The organism is Streptomyces sp. NPDC098101, assembly GCF_044760185.1.
Lineage (GTDB): Bacteria > Actinomycetota > Actinomycetes > Streptomycetales > Streptomycetaceae > Streptomyces.
This window is the reverse complement of the sequence record NZ_JBIWAS010000005.1, coordinates 453491-473326: the sequence shown is the minus strand read 5'-3', so window position 1 is coordinate 473326 and position 19836 is coordinate 453491. Positions and strand designations below refer to the sequence as shown.

Sequence of the window (19836 nt, the reverse complement as noted above, 5' to 3'; positions counted from 1 at the left end):
AAGGACAGGTCCGGCGCGTGCACGTGCATCTGCCCTTGCATCCGGGAGGCGCATTCGGAACCATGGGGCCCGCGCAGCCGCGTACTCGTTCGTGTTGTCGTGTTGTCGCACCACAGTCGCGATTCCCGGGAGTGCCTCGCATGGGGACGAATGGATCGACCGTGCTCGAGCCGTTACGGCAGGGCCTTCCGCCGATCGATCCCGGCGCCGTCTCCACCTCCGCGTCCTGCGCCCTTCCCGCGCGGTACGAAGCCGTGCGCGGGGCCCGGAAGTTCACCAGCACGACGCTCGACCGCTGGGACCTCTCGGAGCGCTTCGACGACGTCGCCCTGGTCGTCTCGGAACTCGTCACCAACGCGCTGCGCCACGCGGTGCCCTCGGACGCGTGTCCGGAGGACGGCCTGAACCCGCCGGTCCGCCTGCACCTGATGCGCTGGGCCTCGCGCCTGGTGTGCGCCGTGCGCGACCCCAGCGTGGAGAGCCCGGAGGCGCGCGGCGGCGAGGAGGACTTCGCCGCCGAGTCGGGGCGCGGCCTGTTCCTGGTGGACTCGTTCAGCGACAGCTGGGGCTGGCACCCGCTGGCGGGGACGCTCCGGGGCAAGGTCGTCTGGGCGCTGTTCCGGGTCGGCCCGGAGTAGGGAAGCGTGCGTGAGGGCCCCGGCGGTCACCGCCGGGGCCCTCACGCGCGTCGCGTACCGCTCACACCAGGTGGTCGAACTCCCCGTCCTTCACGCCGAGCAGGAGCGCCTCTATTTCGGCGGGCGTGTAGACGAGCGCGGGCCCGTCGGGATGACGGGAATTGCGGACGGCAACGTTTCCCCCGGGAAGTTTCGCGAACTCCACGCACGAGCCCTGGGAGTTGCTGTGCCTGCTCTTCTGCCACACGACATCCAGCAGCTCCGTGGCCGCCATGCCGTTGTACGCGTGATGCGCAGGATGCACTGGTAGCTCCCGAGTTGCTTGGTGCAGGTGTCAACTTCCTCGGATCATAGCTGTGTTCATATGCCACTGCATGAGCAGATGCACGTGCACGGGGGGTGGCGTAGCGGCTACGCGACAGAGCGTGCCACCTGCCGGTATGCCGTTCCGGGGCCCTCGGACCGGGGTCCCGGACCGGGTCTCAGACCGGGCCGTCGCCGAGCCGGTCTCCCGCCCGGTCGTACAGCTCCACGGAGACCTCCCCGGCGCCCGCTCCGGTGTGCGCGTACCAGACGCCCCAGCCGGGCCGGCCGGGCAGTTCGAGGAGGGTCGCGAGGATCGTACGGCCCCCGGCGTCGGTCAGCTCGACCCGCCCCACCGTACGGGTCCCGTGGTAGAGCCCCGAGTGGAAGGCGCCCGCGGCGCTCCCCTCGCTCTGGTGGCTGACGCCGGCGTCGGAGAGGTCGATGTTGCCGTCGACGACGCTGCGGAAGTTCTCGAAGCCGTCCGGATCCGACCAGTGCTTGCCCTCCTCCGTCAGCCAGACGGTGTACCCCCGTCCGGCGTCGACGCGCTCGCCGGGGGCCACCACCCGGACCGGCGTCGGGTCCGGGGGCAGGGGCGGGTCCGGGTCCGGGGGCCGGGGCGACGACGAGGACGGGGCCGGGTCGGGGGCCGGGGGCGGGAACGTGCTCGGCGGCGCGGCGATGCGGTCGGGGCCGGGCCCCGGGCCGGGGACGGACGGCGCCGGGCGTACGGGGGTCAGGACCACGACCGCCGCGACGGTCGCGGCGGTCCCCAGCACCGAGAGCGCCGACAGGCCCGCCGCCCGGCGCCGCCGCCGCGCCAGACCCGCCCGCCGGACGGCCGCCAGGGGGACGGGCCCGGGGGCGACGCCGAGGGCGGCCCGCGCGAGGAGCCCCCGGACGCGGTCCTCGTCACCGCCGTCGGGGGAGAAACCCGGCGGGGAAGGGACGGGGTCGGGTGCGGGGTCGGAAGCCGGGTCGGGAGCGGGATCGGGGGTCATCGGCGGACTCCGGAGGGAGCGGGGGAGGGCGGGAAGGGAGCGGGTTGGCGGGCGGAGTCGGGGCCGGGCGCGGAGTCGGGGCCGGGGGCGCGACCGGGGGTGGATGCGGGGCCGGGGGTGCGGGCGGGGCCGAAGTCGCGGCCCGAGTCGAAGGCACGGCCCGGGCCGGAGGCGCGGGCGGAGTCGCGGCCGGGGCCGAAGTCGCGGCCTGAGGCGGAGGCGGGGTCGACGGCACGGCCGGAGGCGGAGGCGCGGCCGGATCCGGGGCCGGGACCGAAGTCGCGGACCGAGTCGAAGGCGCGGCCCGAGCCGGAGGCGCGGGCGCCGTCGGGTTCCGGGGTGGTGGCGAGTCGGGGGTGGGACCGCAGGGCCGTCAGGCCGCGCCGGGCGTGGGACTTGACCGTGCCGATCGAGCAGTTGAGGACGCTTGCCGTCTCCGACTCCGTCAGGTCCTCCCAGTACCGGAGCACCATCACGGCGCGCTGACGGGCCGTGAGGTCCGCGAGGGCGGCGAAGAGCGCGGTGCGCTGCTCGACCGCCTCGGCGTGGCCCCCGGAGGTGTGGCGGAGGGAGTCCGGCAGGACCGGGGTGAGTAAGTGGACGACCCGCTTCCGGCGGATCCGGCTGAGGTTGTTGTTGATCAGGGCGCGGCGGACGTAGAGGTCGACCTCGTCCCGGGGGACCCGCCGCCACCGGCCGTAGACCTTGGCGAGCGTCGTCTGCACCAGGTCCTCGGCCTCGTGGAAGTCGCCGGTCAAGAGCTGGGCCGTGCGGACGAGGCGGGGCCAGGCGGCGACGGCGAACGCGGCGAAGCCGTCGTCGTCGGCGGACCCGTCCGGCCCTGGGGTCGCGGTGGCGGACTCGTGCGGCACGGTGACGGACCTCGCGATCGGTGGAGACGGGAAGGGTACGCGGCGGGGCCCGCCCCGTGCCGGGCCCCGCCGCGCGTCAGGGGCGGGCGGATCAGAAGGGTCCGGCCGGCAGGTCGGCCAGGAGCGCGCCCCGGCGGTCGTACAGCGCGACGCCGACGCCGTCCCCGCCGGCGGCCGGCCGGGTGTGGGCGTACCAGACGCCCCAGTCGGAACGGCCGGGCAGGGAGAGGAGCGTGGCGACGGTCTTGCGGCCCCGGGAGTCGGTCAGTTCGACGCGTCCGGCCTTGGTGGTGCCGTAGTAGAGGCCCGAGTGGAAGACGCCGGCGGCGGTCCCCTCGCTCTGGTGGCTGACGCCGGGCTCGGAGCGGTCGATGTTGCCGTCGACGACGCTGCGGAAGTTCTCGAAGCCGTCCGGATCCGACCAGTGCTTGCCCTTCTTCGTCAGCCAGACGGTGTAGCCCCGTCCGGCGTCGACGCGCTCGCCGGGGCGGACCGTGCGGATCGGGGTGGGGGCGGGGGTGGCGGCGGGGGCGGCCTTCGCCTGCGCGGTGACCGGGGCCGGGGCCGGGGCGGCGGCGGGCCGGGCGGACGCGCCCACGGCCGACGGGGCCGCCAGGGCCAGGGCGGCCGCGACGGCCGTGACGCCGGCCGCGGCCGACAGGTACTTCCTCATCCGAGTGCTCCCGGGGTCCGGGGGCGCAGCCGTCCGCGCCCCTCACCCCTCTCAACTCCGCCCGCCCCGCCGACGGATGACGTGCCGCCGGAATCAGCGGCCCGGCGCGGTCTCCGCGAGGGCGGTCGCGAGCTCGTCCAGGCTCTCCAGGAGCAGGACGGCGCCCTTGTGGAGCAGGAAGTGGTCCGGCGGGTCGTCGGACCAGGCGTCGACGGTCTCCCGCAGGTCGTCCCAGCGCGGTTCCGCGCGCTCCCGCAGCTCCTTCGCGCCCCGCTCGGTCGACCGGCGCAGGGATCCGGCGAGGGCGGCGGCGTACGGGAGGGGCGCGGCGTCGCGGTCGGGCAGGTGCGCCTCCATGAGCATCGCGACCCGGCCGAACTCCCCGAGCGCGTGCTCGGCCTGCTCCACCGCCGCGTGCGAGAGCCCCCGGTGACGTACCGGCTCGTGGGCCGCGCGGTCCAGCGCCTCCTGCCAGGCGATCCGGGCGGCGCGGGTCCGCAGGAGCGCCTCGCGGACGACGGGGTCGGCCGGACCGGCCGGTTCGGCGTATCCGGCGGCGACGACCGCCGCGTACCGCCCGATCGCCTCCAGCCAGTCCGCGAGCAGGCCGCGCAGCCGGGGCGTCTCCCAGGCGGGGTAGACGGCGTACGCCAGCATCGCGAGGAGCCCGCCGAGGAGGGTGAGCAGCACCCTCTCCCGTACGGTCTGGTCGACGCCCTCGCCGGCCGTGCCGAGCAGGAAGACGACGTACGCGGAGACGCAGACCTGGCTCGCCGCGTACCCCGTCCGCATCAGCAGGTACATGCCGAAGGCGCAGAGCACCGCGAGTCCGGCGGAGAGGTACGCGTCCGGGTGGGCCGAGCGCACGACCGCCGTCGCGAGGCCCACGCCGACCAGGGTGCCGCCGAAGCGCGCCACGGAGCGGGCGTACGTCTGCGAGAAGTCCGGGCGCATCACCATGACCGAGGCCATCGGGGCCCAGTAGCCGTGGCCGAAGGGGAGGACCGTGCCGAGGAGGTAGCCGGCGGCGGTGACCACCGAGACGCGGATCGCGTGGCGCAGGACCGGGGACTCGTGGCGCAGCTCGGCGCGGACCCGGGCGAGGACGAGGGGGGCGAGGCGGGTGAGGGTCGGCCGGGAGCGGGCCACGCCCGTGCGGACCGGGGTCTCGGCGTGCGGGTCGGCGGTCTCCAGGACGTCGCCGAGGAGGGCGGCGAGGCGGACGGCGGCGCGGCGGGGCGGGCCGGTGAGGACGGAGCCGGTGTCGGGGGTGCGGAGGGCGGCGAGGGCCGGGGCGGGCAGGACGACCGGGTCGCCGTGGCGGATGGCGAGCGCGGCGGCGTCGAGGACGGAGGCGGCGGCGTCGAGCAGCTCCCGGACCCGGTCGCGCTGCGGCCCCTCCCCCGGGACGCCGACGGCCGGGTCGGCGAGGGAGGCCAGGACGGGGCGGATGCGTTCGGCGAGGCCCCGGGAGCCGTGCAGCTCGGCCGGGCGGCGGCGGGCCTGGCGGGGCGTGACGGCGGCGGCGTTGCGGGCGGTCATGAGCGGGACGGGGTCGAAGGGGGCGACCGGGTCGTGGCGCAGGCGGCGGGCGTAGTCCGCCTCGGCGGTGAGCGCGTCCGCGAGGGCGTCGCGCTGGGCGCCCCAGCGGCGGACCGGGAGGAGGGCGACGAGGGCGGCCTGGACGACGCCGCCCGCGAAGATCACGGCGGCGTGGCCGGCGGCGGTGGCGACGGAGGTGGGGAGGGTGACCGTGACCAGCATCATCGCCACGTTGGAGGAGGCGATGAGGCCGGCGGTCGGGCCCGCGGCCCAGGCGAGGCCGGAGAGGAACGTCCAGAGGAGCAGGAGGGCGAGGAAGAGCCCGTCGTGGGCGCCGGTGAGGTAGCCGATGAAGGTCGACACGGCGAGGCTGGCGCCGGAGGCGAGGGCGAGGGTGGGGCGGGGGCGCCAGGAGCGCTGGAAGGTGGCGATGGCCGCCTGGAAGGCGCCGAAGGCGGAGGAGACGGCGACGGTGGGCCCGAAGAGCGCGAGCGAGAACCCGACGACGAGCGCGAGCCCCAGCGCGCCCCGCGCCGCCCCCCACGGCTCCAGCCGCCGCCGCTCGACGGTGAGGCCGGAGCGGGCGGTCCCCTTCAACGCCCGGAGCCAGCTCATGCGGGAAGCGTATCGCCATGATTCACCATGAATAGGTCACCGGCTCCGGAGCGGGGCTCCGGAGGGACCTGGTCTCCCCGCAGCGCGGGCCCTCCAGGACCGGAGGCCTCCGGGAACCGGGACCTCACAGGGGAGCCGGGCCCCCGGGGCTACCCGGCGGACGGGTTTCGGGAGGCGTCCTCCACCCGGCGGCGTTCCGGGTGGAGGGTCGCCCGGTCGGCGGCCGTCGCGCCGTGGGTCCAGCCCGCTTCGTCCCAGGCGGCGCGGACGCGGGTGGTGCGGGTCTCGGGGAAGAGCTCGTCCGTGCGGGTGGTGACGGCGGCCTCGCGGGAGGCGAGGGCCGGGAGGAGGGTCGGGGCCTCGGCGGCCACCCGGCGGGACGTGGCCGAGAGCCGGGCGCCCAGCCGGTTCGCGTACGCGAGGAGGAAGGACTGCCGGAAGGCCTTGGTGCGCTTGCGGCCGCCCGCCCGCTGCTCCGCCTCCGCCCGCGTCATCGCCGCCGTCCCCTGCACCAGCAGCGAGGTGTAGAGCAGCTCCACCGGGTCCAGGTCCGTCTCGAAGCCGACCACCGTCGAGAAGCCGTACGCCTCGTTCCACACCGCCCGGCAGTGGTTCGCCGTCGCCACCGCGTCCAGCAGGATCGCCTTCGCCTGCTCGTACGGCGGGTCCACCCCGATCCGCAGCGCGCCGGGCGTCTCCGGGGACGGCGCTCCCGCCGCGAGGGTCGCCTCGTCCAGGCTGTGCCGGGCCATCAGCTCCTGCGCCTTGGCCGTCAGCGCCTCCGCCTCCTCCGGATAGCCGGTCGCCTCGGCCTTCGCGAGCAGCGCCCTGATCCGGCCCAGCATCCGGGGCTCCCCCGCCACCGGCGGCGGCAGCGCCTCCCCCGGCGCCGGGCCGACCGCGTCCAGGCGGGGCAGCCGGACGAGGAGCCGGTACAGCTCCAGGACGGCCGTCGCGTACGAGAAGCGGTCCGCCGGGCGGCCGGGGCCGTCGGGGAGCCCGTCCAGCTGCGCCTCCCAGCGGCGCGGCAGCCGCCCGTACCCCGCCGTCTCCGTCCTGATCAGCCCCGCGAGGAGCCGTACGTGCTCGTCCGCGAGGTCCCGGCGGGCCGCCCGGACGAGGTCGGCGGGCTGCCAGCCGCGCCCCCACAGCGTCCTCACGAACTCCTCGCCGCGCCGGACCAGTTCCGCGTCCGCGCCCCGGTCGGCGGCGAGCAGCGAGGCCGCCGTGTCGAGCGACCCGTCGTCGCTCGCGTACAGCGCCTCGAAGGCCTTGTCGATGGTGGTGCCCACGCCGTCCTCGCGTCCCGTTCCTCGTCCGTGCGTCCGTCCCCGTCTCCCTCCGATGGTCTCAGCCCCGCCTCCCGGGGGTGGGCCTGGCCCTACCCCCGGGACGCCCGCCAGTGGTCGTGATCGGGGGCGGCGGAAACGGTTCGCTGGGTCCATGACCGCAACCGACACCCGCGCCCCCGCCGCCGTGGCCGTACGGCTCCGGGGACTCACCCGCCACCACCGGGACGTCCGCGCCCTCGACGGCGTCGACCTCGACTTCCGGGCCGGGACCTTCACCGCCGTCATGGGCCCCTCGGGCTCCGGCAAGTCCACGCTCCTCCGGTGCGCCGCCGGTCTCGACCGGCCGACCTCCGGGACCGTGGAGATCGGCGGGACCTCCCTGGAGGGGCTGAGCGAGCGGCGCCTGACGCTGCTGCGGCGGGACCGGATCGGCTTCGTCTTCCAGTCCTTCAACCTGCTGCCCTCCCTGACCGCCGCGCAGAACACGGCCCTGCCGCTCCGGCTCGCCGGCCGCCGGCCGTCCCGCGCGGAGGTCCGGGAGGCCCTGGCCCGGGTCGGCCTCGCCGGACGCGAACGGCACCGGCCGGGCGAGCTGTCCGGCGGCCAGCGGCAGCGGGTCGCGCTCGCCCGGGCCCTGATCACCCGGCCGGCCGTCCTGTTCTGCGACGAGCCGACCGGCGCGCTCGACTCGACGACCGGCCGCGAGGTCCTCGACCTACTGCGGGACCTGGTCGACCGGGACGGCCGGACGCTCGTCATGGTCACCCACGACCCGGTGGCGGCGGCCCGCGCGGACCGCGTGGTCTTCCTGGTCGACGGCCGCGTGGCGGCCGAACTGCACGGTCCTGCGGTGGAGACGGTCGCGGCGAGGACGGCGGCGCCGGAGGGATGGGGGGCCGGGGAGACCCGGGAGGGGTGCGGGGCCGGGCAGACCCGGAGGGCCTCGGAGACCCGGGCCCCGCAGGGTCGGGACGCCGTCGCTTCCGCCGGAGGCGCCCCGTGCTGACCCTCCTCCTCTCCGGGCTCCGGGCCCGCTGGGCCTCCCTCCTCGGAGGGTTCGTCGCGCTCGCGCTCGGGGTCGGGCTGCTCGTCGTCACCGGGCTCGGGCTGGCCGCCACTTCTCACGCGCCCGAGCGTTCTCCTCAACGGTTCGCCTCCTCGCCCGTCGTCGTCATGGGGCACGACCGGCTGGTGCTCGACGTGCGGCGCGGGCCCGGCACCGTACCGGTGGAGCGGCGGCTCGACCGTCCACAGCCTGTGGACGCGGGGCTGCTGCGCGAGCTGCGCGCCCGGTGGGCCGTCACCGCGGCGGGCGGTTCCGACGCCGTCGGCGTCGACGCCCCCGCCGGCCCGGTCCGGGCCCTCGTCGGCGCCCGGGCCCAAGTCCTCACCGGGGCCGAGCGGGTGCGCGCCGACCCCGACCCCGAGCGGGACGCCCGCGCGCTGACCTCCCTGAACGCCCTCCTCGGCACCTCCGGCGGCGTCACCGCCTTCGTCTCCGTCTTCGTCGTCGCGTCGACGTTCGCGTTCGCCGTCGCGCTGCGGCGCCGCGAGTTCGGGCTCCTGCGGACCGCCGGGGCCACCCCCGGGCAGGTCCGGCGCCTCCTCCTCGCCGAGGCCGCCGTGCTCGGCACGCTCGCCTCCGCCGCCGGATGCGCCCTGGGCGCCCCGGCCGCTCCCCTGCTCGCCCGAATCCTCGTCGACGGGGGCCTCGCGCCCGCGTGGTTCACGATCGGCGGGGCCTCCTGGCCGTACCACGCCGCCTTCTGGACCGGCCCGGCCGTCGCCCTCGCCGGGGCCCTCGCCGCCTCCCTCCGGGCCGGACGGACCGGCCCGGAGGCCGCCCTGCGCGACGCGGACGTCGACGCCGACGTCCTGCCCGCCGGCCGGGCCCTGACCGGCGCGGCGCTGCTCCTGACCGGTCTGGGGCTGCTCGTCTGGACCTGCGCGACCGAGCCGTCCGAGCTGCTCAAGCGGAAGACGTACACGACCCTCCCCCTGCTCCTGATCGGCGGCACCGCGCCCCTCGCACCGCTCCTCGTCCGGCCCGTGGCCCGGTCGGTACGGCTCCGGGGGGCCGTGGGGACGCTCGTACGGGAGAACGCCGCGGCCTCCGTCCGCCGCACCGCCGCCGTCGCCGCGCCCGTCCTGGTGACCGTGGCCCTCGCCGGGTCCCTCTTCGGCGCGGCGGCGGGCGTCACGCGCGCGAAGGGGGTGGAGACGCGGGAGCACACGGCCGCCGCGCACGTGGCGAGCGGGACGGACCTGCGGCCGGTGACGGCGGTCCCGGCCGGGGCCGTCGTCTCCGCCAGCGGGGCGACCTCCGTCTTCGTACGGGACGGGGCGGAGGCCGTCGTGAAGTACGGGGCGCGGGCGGTCGCCGACCCGGCCGCCTTCGCGGAGCTCGCCCGGCTCCCGGTGGTCGCGGGGGACCTGCGGGACCTGGACGACCGGTCGATCGTCGTCCACGAGGAGTTCGAGCGGCGCCGGGTCGGCGAGCCGGTGGAGGTGTGGCGGGCGGACGGGAGCGGTCCGGTACGGCTCCGGGTCGCGGCCGTCCTCGCGCGCGGGACCGGCGACAACGGGCCGTACGTCACCCGGGCGAACGCGCCGGGCGCCGCCCTCGACCGGATCGAGGCGCGCGGCGGCGGGGCGGCGACGGTCCGGGCCCTGGAGGCGAGCGGCGGGACCGTCGCGACCGCCGACGCGTGGGCGGCGGCCGAGCGGCCCGCGAGCAGCCCGCAGACCCGGCTCGGCATGGTCCTCGTCCTGGGCATCGCCCTCGTCTACACGGTGATCGGCCTGGCGAACACCCTGCTCATGGCCACCTCGGTGCGGGGCCCGGAACTGGCCTCGCTGCGGCTCGCCGGGGCCACCAGGACCCAGGTCCTGCGGGTGGTGACGGGCGAGGCGGCGCTCGCCGTCGCGATCGGCGCGGTCCTGGGCCTCGCGGTGACGGCGGCCGTCCTCGGCACCCTGGGCGCGGGCCTGGCGGCCCTCTCGGCCCCGGTCGCCCTGGTCCTGCCCTGGACGGCGGTCGGCACGGCGACGGGCGTGTGCGCGACGGTCGCGATCACCGCCTCGGCCCTCCCGGCGTGGCGCCTGACACGGGGCGCTCCCAGGACCTGAAAGGCTCCCGGCGTCGGGCCTGACGCGGGGCTCCGCCAGAACCTGAAGGGCTCCCTGCCTGGCGCCCGCCGGACCTGAAAGGGCTCCCCCGCGTGGCGCCCGGTCCGCCGACCGGCCATGGTGGGACGACGGGGCGGTGACCGGGGTCGGAGCCGGGTCACCGCCCCGGTCCGGGCTCCGTACCCGCCCCGCCGGTCCGGGGTCCGGCCCCGGTCCCAGTCCCAGGCGCTCGTCCCCGGCGGCTACGCCGCCCTCGCCGCCCTCACCGCCTTCGCCGACCGCCACTCCCCCGCCAGGACCGACCAGACCTCCTCGTCGTGGCGGCGGCCCCGGTGGGAGTGGCTCTCGCGGAGGACCGCGTCCCGGGTCATGCCGAGGCGGCGGGCCACGGCGATGCTCGGGGCGTTGTCGGAGGAGACGACCCACTCCACCCGGTGGATGCCGCGCGCCTCGATCGCCCAGTCGACGAGCGCCCGCGCCGCCCGGGTGACCAGGCCCCGGCCCGTCGCGGCCGGTTCCAGCCAGCAGCCCGCCTCGGCCGTGCCGTTCGCGGTGTCGAGCGTCCGGAGGATGACGGCGCCGACCAGGGTCCCGTCGAGCCGGATGCCGTGGATGCGGCCGGTGTCGGCCGCCGTCCTCTCCGCGTACAGGCGCAGGAAGGCCCGGCTGGACTCCAGGTCGGTGACGACGTCCGGGAGCGCGTTGCGCGCGCCGATGAACTCCCGCCCCCGGTCCATGTGCGCCAGGAACTCGTCCGCCTGCCACGGTTCGAGCGGGCACAGCTCCGCCCCGTCGTCCCCCAGGGACCTCGTGTACATCGTCCTCCCCCTCCACGTGCCGATCCGGTGACCGCGCCACAGCGTAGGGGTCCCGCGTTTGTCAGTGGTGGCTGCCAGACTCGGCCGCATGAGCGAGAGGTGGGCGCTGGCCGCCGAGGAGGAGGGGGACGGAGCGCTGCTCGCGCCCCTCGGCCCGGACGGGACGCCCGCCGGGCCGGTGCGGCGCGAGCCGGACCTGGTGGCGGCCGTGCGGGACCGGCCGGAGGTGGCCCGGTGGGTGTGGCGGTCGACGGCCGAGGTGTATCCGCGGCTGCTCGCCGCCGGGGTGCGGGTCGAGCGGTGCTACGACGTGGAGGACGCCGAGCAGTTGCTCCTGGGGGCCGAGGGACGGCTCGGCGAGCCCCGCTCGGCGGCCGCGGCCTGGGCGCGCCTGCGGAACGGTCCGGTGCCGCCCGACCCGCCGCCCCGCACCGCCGAACCGGGCTCGCAGGACTCGCTGTTCGAGCCGCGCCGGGTGGCCCCCGTGTCCTTCGAGGGGCTCCTCGCGGTCTACGCGGAGCAGCTCCGCCGCCACGACCGGGTCGAGCACCCGGGCAGGATGCGGCTGCTGGTGGCCGCCGAGTCGGCGGGGATGCTGGTGGCCGCCGAGATGCAGCGGGCCGGGCTGCCGTGGCGGGCCGACGTGCACCGGGAGCTGCTGAACGAACTGCTGGGCGAGCGGTACGCGGGCGGGGGCGAGCCGCGCCGCCTGGCCGAGCTCGCGGGCGAGGTGTCCGCGGCCCTCGGCCGGCGCGTCCGGCCCGACCTGCCCGCCGACGTGGTCAAGGCCTTCGGGCAGGCGGGCGTCAAGCTGGCCTCCACGCGCCGCTGGGAGCTGGCGCGGGTCGACCACCCGGCGGTGGAGCCGCTGATCGCGTACAAGAAGCTGTACCGGATCTGGACGGCGCACGGCTGGTCCTGGCTGGCCGACTGGGTGCGGGACGGCCGCTTCCGGCCGGAGTACCTGCCCGGGGGCACGGTCAGCGGGCGCTGGACGACCAACGGCGGCGGGGCGCTCCAGATCCCGAAGGTGATCCGGCGGGCCGTGGTCGCCGACGAGGGCTGGCGGCTCGTCGTGGCCGACGCCGACCAGATGGAGCCGCGCGTCCTCGCGGCGATCTCCCGCGACCCGGGCCTGATGGAGGTCGCGGGCCACCCCGACGACCTGTACACGCGGCTGTCGGCCCGCGCCTTCTCCGGCGACCGCGAGCACGCCAAGCTCGCGCTCCTCAGCGCGATCTACGGGCAGACCAGCGGCGACGGCCTGAAGAACCTGGCGGCGCTGCGGCGCCGCTTCCCGCTCGCCGTGGGGTACGTCGACGACGCGGCGAAGGCGGGCGAGGAGGGCCGGCTCGTCCGGACCTGGCTCGGCAGGACCAGCCCGCCCGCGGTCGGCGCGCGCGACGCCGACGAGGCGGGCCTGCCCCAGGAGGGCGGGGAGGAACCGGTCGTGGAGGAAGGCGAGTTCACCCCGGGGTACGCCTCCGGGAACACCCGGGCGCGGGGCCGCTTCACCCGCAACTTCGTCGTCCAGGGCAGCGCCGCCGACTGGGCGCTCCTGATGCTGGCGGCCCTGCGGCGCTCCCTCGCCGGGATGCGGGCGGAGCTGGTCTTCTTCCAGCACGACGAGGTGATCGTGCACTGCCCGGCCGAGGAGGCGGAGGCCGTCACGGAGGCGATCCGCGCGGCCGGGGACGAGGCGGGCAGGATCACCTTCGGGGACACCCCGGTGCGGTTCCCGTTCACGACGGCGACGGTGGAGCGGTACTCGGACGCGAAGTAGGGCGTACGGGGGCCGGGTTCACCCCCGTACGCCTCTCGCCACGGGCCTACTTGATCGGCTTCTGCCACTTCGGGCTCAGCGCGATCGCCTTCAACTGCTCGACGGTCAGGGCGGGTTCGGCGCGCGTGGCGGGAGCCCGGTACCCGTCGGAGTTGAGGGTGGTGATCACGACCCGGAAGCCCTCGGGCGTGAGGGTGTCGACGGTCCGGACGACGACGCCGTCGCCGCCCTTCTCCGCGACCCCCTCGGTGACCCCGACCAGACGGCCGTCGGGCAGGGTGGTGGCCCCGGTGGCGTGCAGGTGCTCGGCGACCTCCTCCATGCCGGTCTGGACGTTGATCTCGACGAAGCCGATGCCCTTGCCGTCGTCGACGAGCAGGTGGAAGTAGCCGTAGTCGTCCACCCTGCCCTCGTCCTTCACCTCCAGTCCCTCGGGGAGGAGGGAGCGCAGGGTGGTCCGGACGGCCTCGCCGGAGGGCTCGTCGGGCACGCTCGGCGGCGTGCTCGGCCGCGCCGGATCGGGCAGCTTGGCGAGCAGCGGCTTCCAGGCGTCGGCCGTGACGAGGGCCTTGAGCTGGGTGAGGGTGAAGGGCGGGTTCTCCCGGCTGATCGGGGCGCCCTTCTCGGCGGCGGCGTTGTACTCGTTCACGTCGACGATGAAGCCGTCCTCGGTGAGCAGGGTCGCCCGCCAGTTCTTGGTCTCCTCGCGCCGGTCGGGGTACTCGTACCCCTGGAGGCGCATGAGCCGGCCGACGCCGGGGATCGTCTCGGTGGCGCACTCGACGTCGGGGTCGTGGGCCTTGTCGGGGCAGGCGACCAGGCCTTCGCCCGCCTCGCCGGGGCCGAAGGAGCGGGAGAGGAAGACGGTGACGGCGGCCTTGCCGTTCCCGTCGTCGTACACGCCGAGGACGCCCTGGCCCAGCCCGTTCTCGCCGTCGAACGTCCACTGTCCGGCCGGGGTGTGGGCCTTGAGGACGGCCGCTGCCTCCTTGACCGGGATCCGCGCCATGTCCGGCAGCGGGCCGGTGGGTTCGGCGGCGGAGGTCGGCTCCCCCGCCACGGACGCGGTGTCCACCGCTCCGGTGGGGCCGAAGAGCAGGCCGCCGTACACCCCGCCGACGCCCATGGCGACGAGCGCGAGGGCGCTGCCGGTGACCGCGAGCCTCCGGCGCATCAGGCGGCGCCGGCCGCGCCGGAGGCCGCCCTCGACGAGCCCGCGCCGGTCGTCGGCGGCGAAGCCGTCGCCGGTGCGGCGCAGGACCGCGCCGAGCTCCTCCTCGAAGCCGTCGTGCGGGGGGTTCTCGTGCCGGGGGCCTTCGGTTCGGGACATGCGGGATCACCGTCTCGGGTTCGGGGCGGGAAGGGACGTGGGAGAGGGGTGCGGGAGGTCCGGGTCAGTGGACGGCGAACTCGGCGAGGCTGCCGCCGAGCCGTTCCCGCAGCTTGGCGAGGGCCCGTACGGACCGGGTGCGGACCGCGGCGGAGCTGACGTGCAGGGCCGCGGCGGTCTCCTCGATGCTGCGGTCCTCCCAGTAGCGCAGCACGACGACCGCCCGGTCCTTGGGCGCGAGCCCGGCGAGGGCGTCGAGGAGCGCGATCCGGAGCGCCGGGTCCGCGCCGGAGTCGGAGACGCGGTCCGGCAGCTCGCCGAGCGGGCGCTCGGTGGCCGAGCGGCGCCGCCGGTGGCTGAGGAAGGTGCGGACGAGCACGGTCTGGGCGTACGCGGCGGGGTTCCCGATCCGTGCCACGCGGCCCCACAGGGCGTACATCCGGCCCAGCGTCTCCTGGGTGAGGTCCTCGGCGAGGTGGGTGTCCCCGCCGGTCAGCAGGCACGCCGAACGGTAGAGGGGTCCCGAGCGGGCGGAGGCGAACTCCAGGAACTCGTTCGCGCGGGACTTTCTCATGCCCCTCCTCGTCTCGGTCACGTCGCCTGGGTCACGCCGTTTCGGTCACGCCGTATCGGTCACGTCGTGTGGTCGTCGTACACCCTCTTGACGCCGTGGGGGCCCGCAGATGTTTCAGATAAATCCGAAGAGATCTCCGCCCGGCGCATCCAAAGAAGCGGAATCGGGTAATCCGTAGATATGAACACTCTCAGCGCAGCAGAGAACCTGGCGGCTGGAGTTTGGCAGTCCGGTCTGGCACAGGTTCTCGGCGGGCTCGTCGTCGTCGCCGTCCTCCTCGGCGCCTTCTGGTTCGGCTTCCGGGTCCGCAACCGCGAACCGGCGCCGCCGAAGCCCGAGGAGCAGCCGCACCGGCCGGACGACGGTGCCCTGCCGGGCGAGGCGACCGAGTACCGGCAGGGGGCCGAGATGCCGCGGACGGACGCCGAGCACCGCCTCATGCCGTACCAGCTCAACCACTCCGGCACGGAGACCTCGCCCCAGCCGCCGGACGAGGAGAAGCGCAAGTGGGGCGGCATCTCCAGCGGCGGCTTCGGCAGCGGAGGCACCGGCCACGGCGACTGAACCGGCGAGCTGACGCACGCGGGACCGGGATCCGGCGGCGGGGCACGCGCCCCCGCCGCCGGATCCGTCCGCCCGCGTGCGGACCGGCCCGTGCGGCGCGCGGCCGTCGCGGGCCGGGCCGCCGTACGGGTCAGGACCCTCCCCGTCTTCCGACCCGCTCCGGCACCGGCGCCGCCGGTACGGTCCAGGCGCAGGCCACCGGTACCGCGTCGCGGTCGTCCCCGTCTCGGTCGTCATCGTCGTCGTGAGGGGCGGACCAGTGGACGCCGTTCCAGGTGCCCGTCCGCGCGCCGAGGGGCACGGGGACGGTCCAGGGGCGGCCGGAGAGGCCCTTCCCCACGGCCTTCACGCAGGCCTCCTGGACGGCGAAGACCCGGGCGAAGCCGGACCTGCGCGCCGCCTCGGGCAGGGCGGCCAGGACGTCGGCGTCCCCGGGCGCGCAGCAGAGCCGCAGCAGCCGGTCGCCGACGGCGGCCGGGACCTGCACGTCGACGCCGACGTCCCGGCCCCGGCCGACGGCCGCCGCGACCCAGCCCGAGGAGTGCGAGAGGCTCACCCCCAGGCCGGGCCGGCCGGGCAGGTGCGGGCGGCCGCCCGGCAGCGCGCCGACCGGCCCGTCCCCGGCGTCCGCGCCGGTCTCCCGCAGCAGGAACCGCAGCAGCGTCCGCGAGGCCAGGTGCTCCGCCGCGCGCCACGGCGGCAGCCCGGCGGCGGCCGCCCGGTCCGCGGCGGCGACGGGCAGCGTGCCGAGCACCTCCGCGTTCCGGGCGGCCAGGTGGTGCACGCCGTCGACGGGCGTGCGGATCCGGCCGGACAGGGGCGTACGGGACCGGTCAGACGCGGTCCGGGACACGGTGCAGCGTGCGGATCGGGCGGGCCGCCAGGAGGGCGGAGGCGGTGAGGAAGGAGACCACGACGCCCACCACGAGGACCGTGTCGGTGCCGAACGCGCCGACGGCGGGCCCGGCGAGCGCGCTGCCGATCGGGTACATGCCGACGGAGCCCGCGACCTCGTAGGCGTGGACCCGGTTGAGGACCTCGCCCGGCACCTGGGTCTGCACGCTGGTGGCCCACATGACGCCCCAGACGCCGATCCCGGCGCCGACCAGGATCTGGGCGGCGATGAGCAGCCACACCGGCCAGCCGAGCACGATGCCGAGCGGGTAGAGCGGGTACGCCATCATCGCCACGGCACCGGCGGCGAGCGGCCGCCGGGGCTTGTAGCGGATCGCGAGGAGCCCGCCGGCCACGGTTCCGGCGCCGAGGGCGGCGTTGATCAGGCCGAAGGCCCGCGCGCCGTGCTCGGGCACGATGACGCCGGCGGCCACCGACAGCTGCGGCCCCCAGGAGAGCACCGCGTAGAACATCCAGATCAGGATGACGCCCCACAGCCAGCTGCGGGAGCGGAACTCGTGCCAGCCGACGGCCAGGTTGCGCCACAGGCCCTCGCCGGCCGGCGGGGCGGGCACCACGCCGAGCCGGAGGGCGAACAGGCAGATCGCGCTGGTGCCGTAGGCGACGGCGGAGATCACCATGACCCAGCCGGTGGACCCGAAGCCGACCAGGGTGCCGGCCAGGGCCGGGCCGCCGAGGCCGGTGATCGCCTCGGAGGTGCGCAGCACGCCGTTGGCGCCCTGGACGTCGCGGGAGACCAGGGGGACGGTCGAGGAGGCGCCCGGCTGGAACAGGGCGTTGGCGGTGCCGGCGACCACGAGCAGCGCGTACAGCTGCCACAGGTGGTCGATGCCGTGGATGAAGAGGAGGGCGAGCAGGACGTGGGCGGTGAGGTTGGCCAGGTCCGCGATGATCATCATCCGGCGGGCGGTGAACCGGTCGGCGAGCACCCCGCCGAAGAGCACCAGGCCGGCGAACGGCGCGACCAGGAAGGCCATCGAGTACCCGGCGGTGTCCAGGCCGTAGCCGCCGCTGAGCAGTCCGGCCGCGACCGCGACCGGCAGCATGGCCCAGCTGAGCAGGCCGGAGCTGCGGGCGACGAAGTAGTACCGGAAGTTGCGGGACCAGATCGCCGGCTCGTCCGGGGACGGTCCCGTCGCCCGCGCTCCCGGCGGCGGCCCTTCGCCGGACCCGTCCTTCACGGGCGGGGGCGCCGCCTCCGCGGGTTCTGCCAAGCGTTCTTCCATGACCCTTCAGTCCTCCGGTCGTTGGTCGCGGTGCGCGGTGCGGGGGTTCAGTGGCCCGCGGGGCCGGGCGGGGCGGCGAGCTCCGCCAGCGGGACGGGTTGCAGGCCGCGTTCGAGCAGGCCCTCGACGATCGCCGGGAGGGCCGCCACGGTCTGGCTGCGGTCCCCGGCGCCCTCGTGCATCAGCACCACCGAGCCGGGGCCGACGCCCTCCAGGACGGTCTTGGCGATCTGCTCGGGCCCCGGCCTCGACCAGTCGCGGGCGTCGACGTCCCACATCGTCAGGGTGGCCGGGTGCTCCTCCAGGGCGGCGAGGACCCCGGGGCTCAGCGCGCCGTACGGCGGCCGGAACCAGGTCGGGGCCTCGCCCGCCACCCGGTCCAGCTCCTCCGTCGTGCGGTCGATCTGCTCGCGCAGCTGCTCCGGCGTCAGGTCGAACAGGAAGGGGTGCGACCAGGAGTGGTTGCCGAGGCCGTGGCCGCCCGCGACGATCCGGCGGACCTCGTCGGGCAGCGCGGCGACGTGGTGGCCGACGCAGAAGAAGGTGGCCCGGGCCCCGTAGCGGTCCAGGATCTCCAGGACCTGCCGGGTGAAGACCGGGTCGGGGCCGTCGTCGAAGGTGAGCGCCACCTTCGGGACGTCCCGGCGGCCGTGCTCGAAGCAGCGCCCGGCCGCCGTCAGGGCCTTCTGGGCCGGTTCCCCGAGCCGTACGCCCTCGAAGTACTCCTCGGCGCGGCCGGTCAGGGTGCCGCCCTCGGCGGTCACCCGGGCGAGTTCGCCGGGCGTGGCCAGGGCTTGTTCCGCGAGCTGCCGGGCCGTGACGGAGCCGAAGCGCGGCCGGGGCGGGAGCAGCCAGGGGTCCGCGCGGTGGACCTCCAGGCCGGCGGCCGTCATCGGGCCGTCGAGCAGGCCGTTGGTGCTGTCCAGGACCACGGCCGGGGCCGGGCCGCCGTCGAGGTCCCGCAGCCAGGCGATGAGTTCGGCGACCCGGGCGGCGCCCCAGTCGCGCGGCTCCGTCACGGCGCGCCCGGCGCCGTCCAGGACCTCGACCCGGTAGCCCGCGTCGGTCCAGGCGATCCCCGCGTACCTCTTCGTCAGCGGTGTCATCAGTCCCCCAGCGCGATCGCCTCGGCGACGATCAGCCGCTCGACCCCGCGCAGGAACCCCTCCATGCCCGCGCGGTCGATCACGGCCGGGTCGGCGGTCATGGCCAGGTCCAGGGCGCCCGGGGCGGTCAGCACGTCCACCGCCGCCGAGACGTTCCTGCGGGCGGGGAACTCCGTGGGCCAGCGCAGTTCGGTGCGGCCGATCAGCTCGCTCAGCGCGGCCTTCGGCCGCTCGACCCCGTCGAAGGGCCCGACGCCGGGGTCGCGGGTGTCGTTCCACCAGTACGAGTGGTCGGCCGCCTCCCCCTTCTCGACGAGGAGCGCCACCTCGCGGTCGAGCGCCCACTTGTCGTACGCGGCGTGGCGGAAGGCGCTGAAGGCGACGGACCGCGTCCGGCGCACCGCGTCCTCGAAGTCCCGGTCCGCGTCGGTGAGGCGGAACAGCGCCTCCTGCGCCACCGTGCTGACCGAGGCGGCGGCGGCCGGCTGGAAGCGGTTGCCCACCACGACCTGGAAGAGCACGTCGGCGCTCCCGGACATCCGGGCGAGCTGGTGGGAGGCCGCCCCGAGGAGCACGGCGGCGTCGCTGACCTCCAGCTCCGCCGCGACCCGCCCGACGGCGACCGCGAGGGCGGGCGAGCGCAGCAGCGCGTTGGGGAACCGGCGGTCCGGGTCGTCCGCGAGCTCCGGCGCCGCGGGCTCCCGGAAGATCCGCCGGGGGCCCGCGGTGAGCTGATCGGTCCAGTAGCGGCGGGCGGCCTCGTCGCGGCGGCGGCCGAGCGGCGAGGCCTGGACGTCGGCGGCCTCCAGGGGCTGGAGGGCGGGGCGCGACGCGCGCAGCGACGCGGCGGTCTCCCCGGCCTGGACGGACTCCAGGTCGCGCAGGAGCCGGCCGAGGCCCCAGTAGTCCATGCCGGTGTGGGCCCCGGCCAGGACGAGCCGGTGGACCAGGCCGCCGGACTCGATCAGGCCGACCCGGAGGGGCCATTCCCGGGTGTGGTCGAAGGGGCGTCCGGCCAGCTCGCCGAGGAGGGCGGCGCCGTCCTCCCCGGAGCGTTCCGCCGGGCCCGTGCGGATCTCCACCGGGAGTTCCCCGCTGCCGTCCACGACCTGTTCGAGTCCGTCCTCGCCGTCCGGCAGGAAGCGGGTGTGCAGGCTGTCGTGGAGCAGCAGCAGCTCGGTCAGGTCCGCGAGCACGCGGTCCACCGGGCGGGGCGGGGAGACGGGGAGGTGGACCGGCAGGTTGTACCGGGGGGCGTCGTCGCCGAGCCGGGTGACGACGCCCCAGATGGCCCGCTGGCCCCAGGTCGCCGGGCCTCTCCCGGCCCGTGCGGAGTCCAGCCTGATGGTCCGCTCCTCAGCCGTGGTCATGGTGTTCCAGCCTTCCCTTCGGGTGCCTCGTGGGTCATCTGCTCGTGCGCCGGTCGCCCGGCGGGCCGTCGCGCCCCCTGGT

Annotated in this window: 17 protein-coding genes and 1 pseudogene; 5 read left to right on the top strand and 13 right to left on the bottom strand. The window is 76.3% G+C overall.

Annotation, left to right across the window (positions count from 1 at the left end; genetic code table 11):
• Positions 1-140: 140 nt before the first annotated feature.
• Positions 141-638 carry an ATP-binding protein gene (locus ACIQVI_RS25055; protein ID WP_403599625.1) on the top strand — a complete coding sequence of 166 codons (498 nt, stop codon included), beginning with the start codon at positions 141-143 and terminating at the stop codon, positions 636-638.
• 61 nt (positions 639-699) lie between these two features.
• On the opposite strand, the gene ACIQVI_RS25050 is transcribed toward ACIQVI_RS25055, so the two are convergent.
• From ACIQVI_RS25050 to ACIQVI_RS25025, 6 genes and pseudogenes are all read right to left on the bottom strand, one after another.
• Complete coding sequence (locus ACIQVI_RS25050) at positions 700-912, bottom strand: DUF397 domain-containing protein (RefSeq protein WP_351973716.1); 213 nt, start codon at positions 910-912, stop codon at positions 700-702.
• 208 nt (positions 913-1120) lie between these two features.
• Positions 1121-1945: a hypothetical protein gene (locus tag ACIQVI_RS25045; protein WP_403599622.1), complete on the bottom strand. Its 825-nt coding sequence runs from the start codon at positions 1943-1945 to the stop codon at positions 1121-1123.
• 332 nt (positions 1946-2277) lie between these two features.
• Positions 2278-2817, bottom strand: a pseudogene (locus ACIQVI_RS25040) (SigE family RNA polymerase sigma factor); the annotation flags it as partial.
• A 91-nt stretch (positions 2818-2908) separates the two neighbouring features.
• Positions 2909-3490 (bottom strand): hypothetical protein, encoded by a 582-nt coding sequence (locus tag ACIQVI_RS25035; RefSeq protein WP_403599619.1) that lies wholly within the window; start codon positions 3488-3490, stop codon positions 2909-2911.
• A gap of 93 nt (positions 3491-3583) precedes the next feature.
• Positions 3584-5647 carry an FUSC family protein gene (locus ACIQVI_RS25030; protein WP_403599616.1) on the bottom strand — a complete coding sequence of 688 codons (2064 nt, stop codon included), beginning with the start codon at positions 5645-5647 and terminating at the stop codon, positions 3584-3586.
• 149 nt (positions 5648-5796) lie between these two features.
• Entirely contained in the window at positions 5797-6939 is a 1143-nt protein-coding gene (locus ACIQVI_RS25025; RefSeq protein ID WP_403599614.1) for a DUF2786 domain-containing protein, read from the bottom strand.
• A gap of 151 nt (positions 6940-7090) precedes the next feature.
• On the opposite strand from ACIQVI_RS25025, the gene ACIQVI_RS25020 reads away from it, so the two are divergent.
• Both ACIQVI_RS25020 and ACIQVI_RS25015 read left to right on the top strand, forming a co-directional pair.
• A complete protein-coding gene (locus ACIQVI_RS25020; RefSeq protein WP_403599611.1) occupies positions 7091-7945 on the top strand; it encodes an ABC transporter ATP-binding protein in 855 nt (284 codons plus the stop codon).
• Positions 7939-10068, top strand: a complete 2130-nt coding sequence (locus ACIQVI_RS25015) for an ABC transporter permease (protein WP_403599608.1) — start codon at positions 7939-7941, stop codon at positions 10066-10068. The genes ACIQVI_RS25020 and ACIQVI_RS25015 overlap by 7 nt, the downstream gene beginning before the upstream one ends.
• 242 nt (positions 10069-10310) lie before the next feature.
• Here ACIQVI_RS25015 and ACIQVI_RS25010 read toward each other — a convergent pair whose 3' ends face one another.
• Entirely contained in the window at positions 10311-10886 is a 576-nt protein-coding gene (locus tag ACIQVI_RS25010; RefSeq protein WP_403599605.1) for a GNAT family N-acetyltransferase, read from the bottom strand.
• 88 nt (positions 10887-10974) lie between these two features.
• On the opposite strand from ACIQVI_RS25010, the gene ACIQVI_RS25005 reads away from it, so the two are divergent.
• The gene (locus ACIQVI_RS25005; protein WP_403599603.1) at positions 10975-12669 is read left to right on the top strand and encodes a bifunctional 3'-5' exonuclease/DNA polymerase; all 1695 of its coding nucleotides are present in this window, start codon (positions 10975-10977) and stop codon (positions 12667-12669) included.
• A 46-nt stretch (positions 12670-12715) separates the two neighbouring features.
• Here the strand turns inward: ACIQVI_RS25005 and ACIQVI_RS25000 are convergent, their stop codons facing one another.
• A complete protein-coding gene (locus ACIQVI_RS25000; RefSeq protein ID WP_403599600.1) occupies positions 12716-13999 on the bottom strand; it encodes a hypothetical protein in 1284 nt (427 codons plus the stop codon).
• A gap of 64 nt (positions 14000-14063) precedes the next feature.
• Positions 14064-14573 (bottom strand): SigE family RNA polymerase sigma factor, encoded by a 510-nt coding sequence (locus ACIQVI_RS24995; protein ID WP_351974212.1) that lies wholly within the window; start codon positions 14571-14573, stop codon positions 14064-14066.
• A 180-nt stretch (positions 14574-14753) separates the two neighbouring features.
• On the opposite strand from ACIQVI_RS24995, the gene ACIQVI_RS24990 reads away from it, so the two are divergent.
• Positions 14754-15137, top strand: coding sequence for a DUF6479 family protein (locus ACIQVI_RS24990; protein ID WP_351974213.1), 384 nt, complete (start codon positions 14754-14756; stop codon positions 15135-15137).
• Positions 15138-15267: 130 nt separating this feature from the next.
• Here ACIQVI_RS24990 and ACIQVI_RS24985 read toward each other — a convergent pair whose 3' ends face one another.
• Genes ACIQVI_RS24985 through ACIQVI_RS24970 form a run of 4 tightly spaced genes read right to left on the bottom strand, consistent with a single transcriptional unit; the run spans position 15268 to position 19754 of the window.
• Positions 15268-15990 carry a 4'-phosphopantetheinyl transferase family protein gene (locus ACIQVI_RS24985; RefSeq protein WP_403599597.1) on the bottom strand — a complete coding sequence of 241 codons (723 nt, stop codon included), beginning with the start codon at positions 15988-15990 and terminating at the stop codon, positions 15268-15270.
• On the bottom strand, positions 15971-17278 hold the full coding sequence (locus tag ACIQVI_RS24980; RefSeq protein ID WP_351974129.1) for an MFS transporter: 1308 nt from the start codon (positions 17276-17278) through the stop codon (positions 15971-15973). Before ACIQVI_RS24980 ends, ACIQVI_RS24985 begins: the two co-directional genes overlap by 20 nt.
• 47 nt (positions 17279-17325) lie before the next feature.
• Entirely contained in the window at positions 17326-18384 is a 1059-nt protein-coding gene (locus tag ACIQVI_RS24975; protein ID WP_403599595.1) for a polysaccharide deacetylase family protein, read from the bottom strand.
• The gene (locus ACIQVI_RS24970; protein WP_403599592.1) at positions 18384-19754 is read right to left on the bottom strand and encodes a condensation domain-containing protein; all 1371 of its coding nucleotides are present in this window, start codon (positions 19752-19754) and stop codon (positions 18384-18386) included. The genes ACIQVI_RS24975 and ACIQVI_RS24970 overlap by 1 nt, the downstream gene beginning before the upstream one ends.
• Positions 19755-19836: the final 82 nt, after the last annotated feature.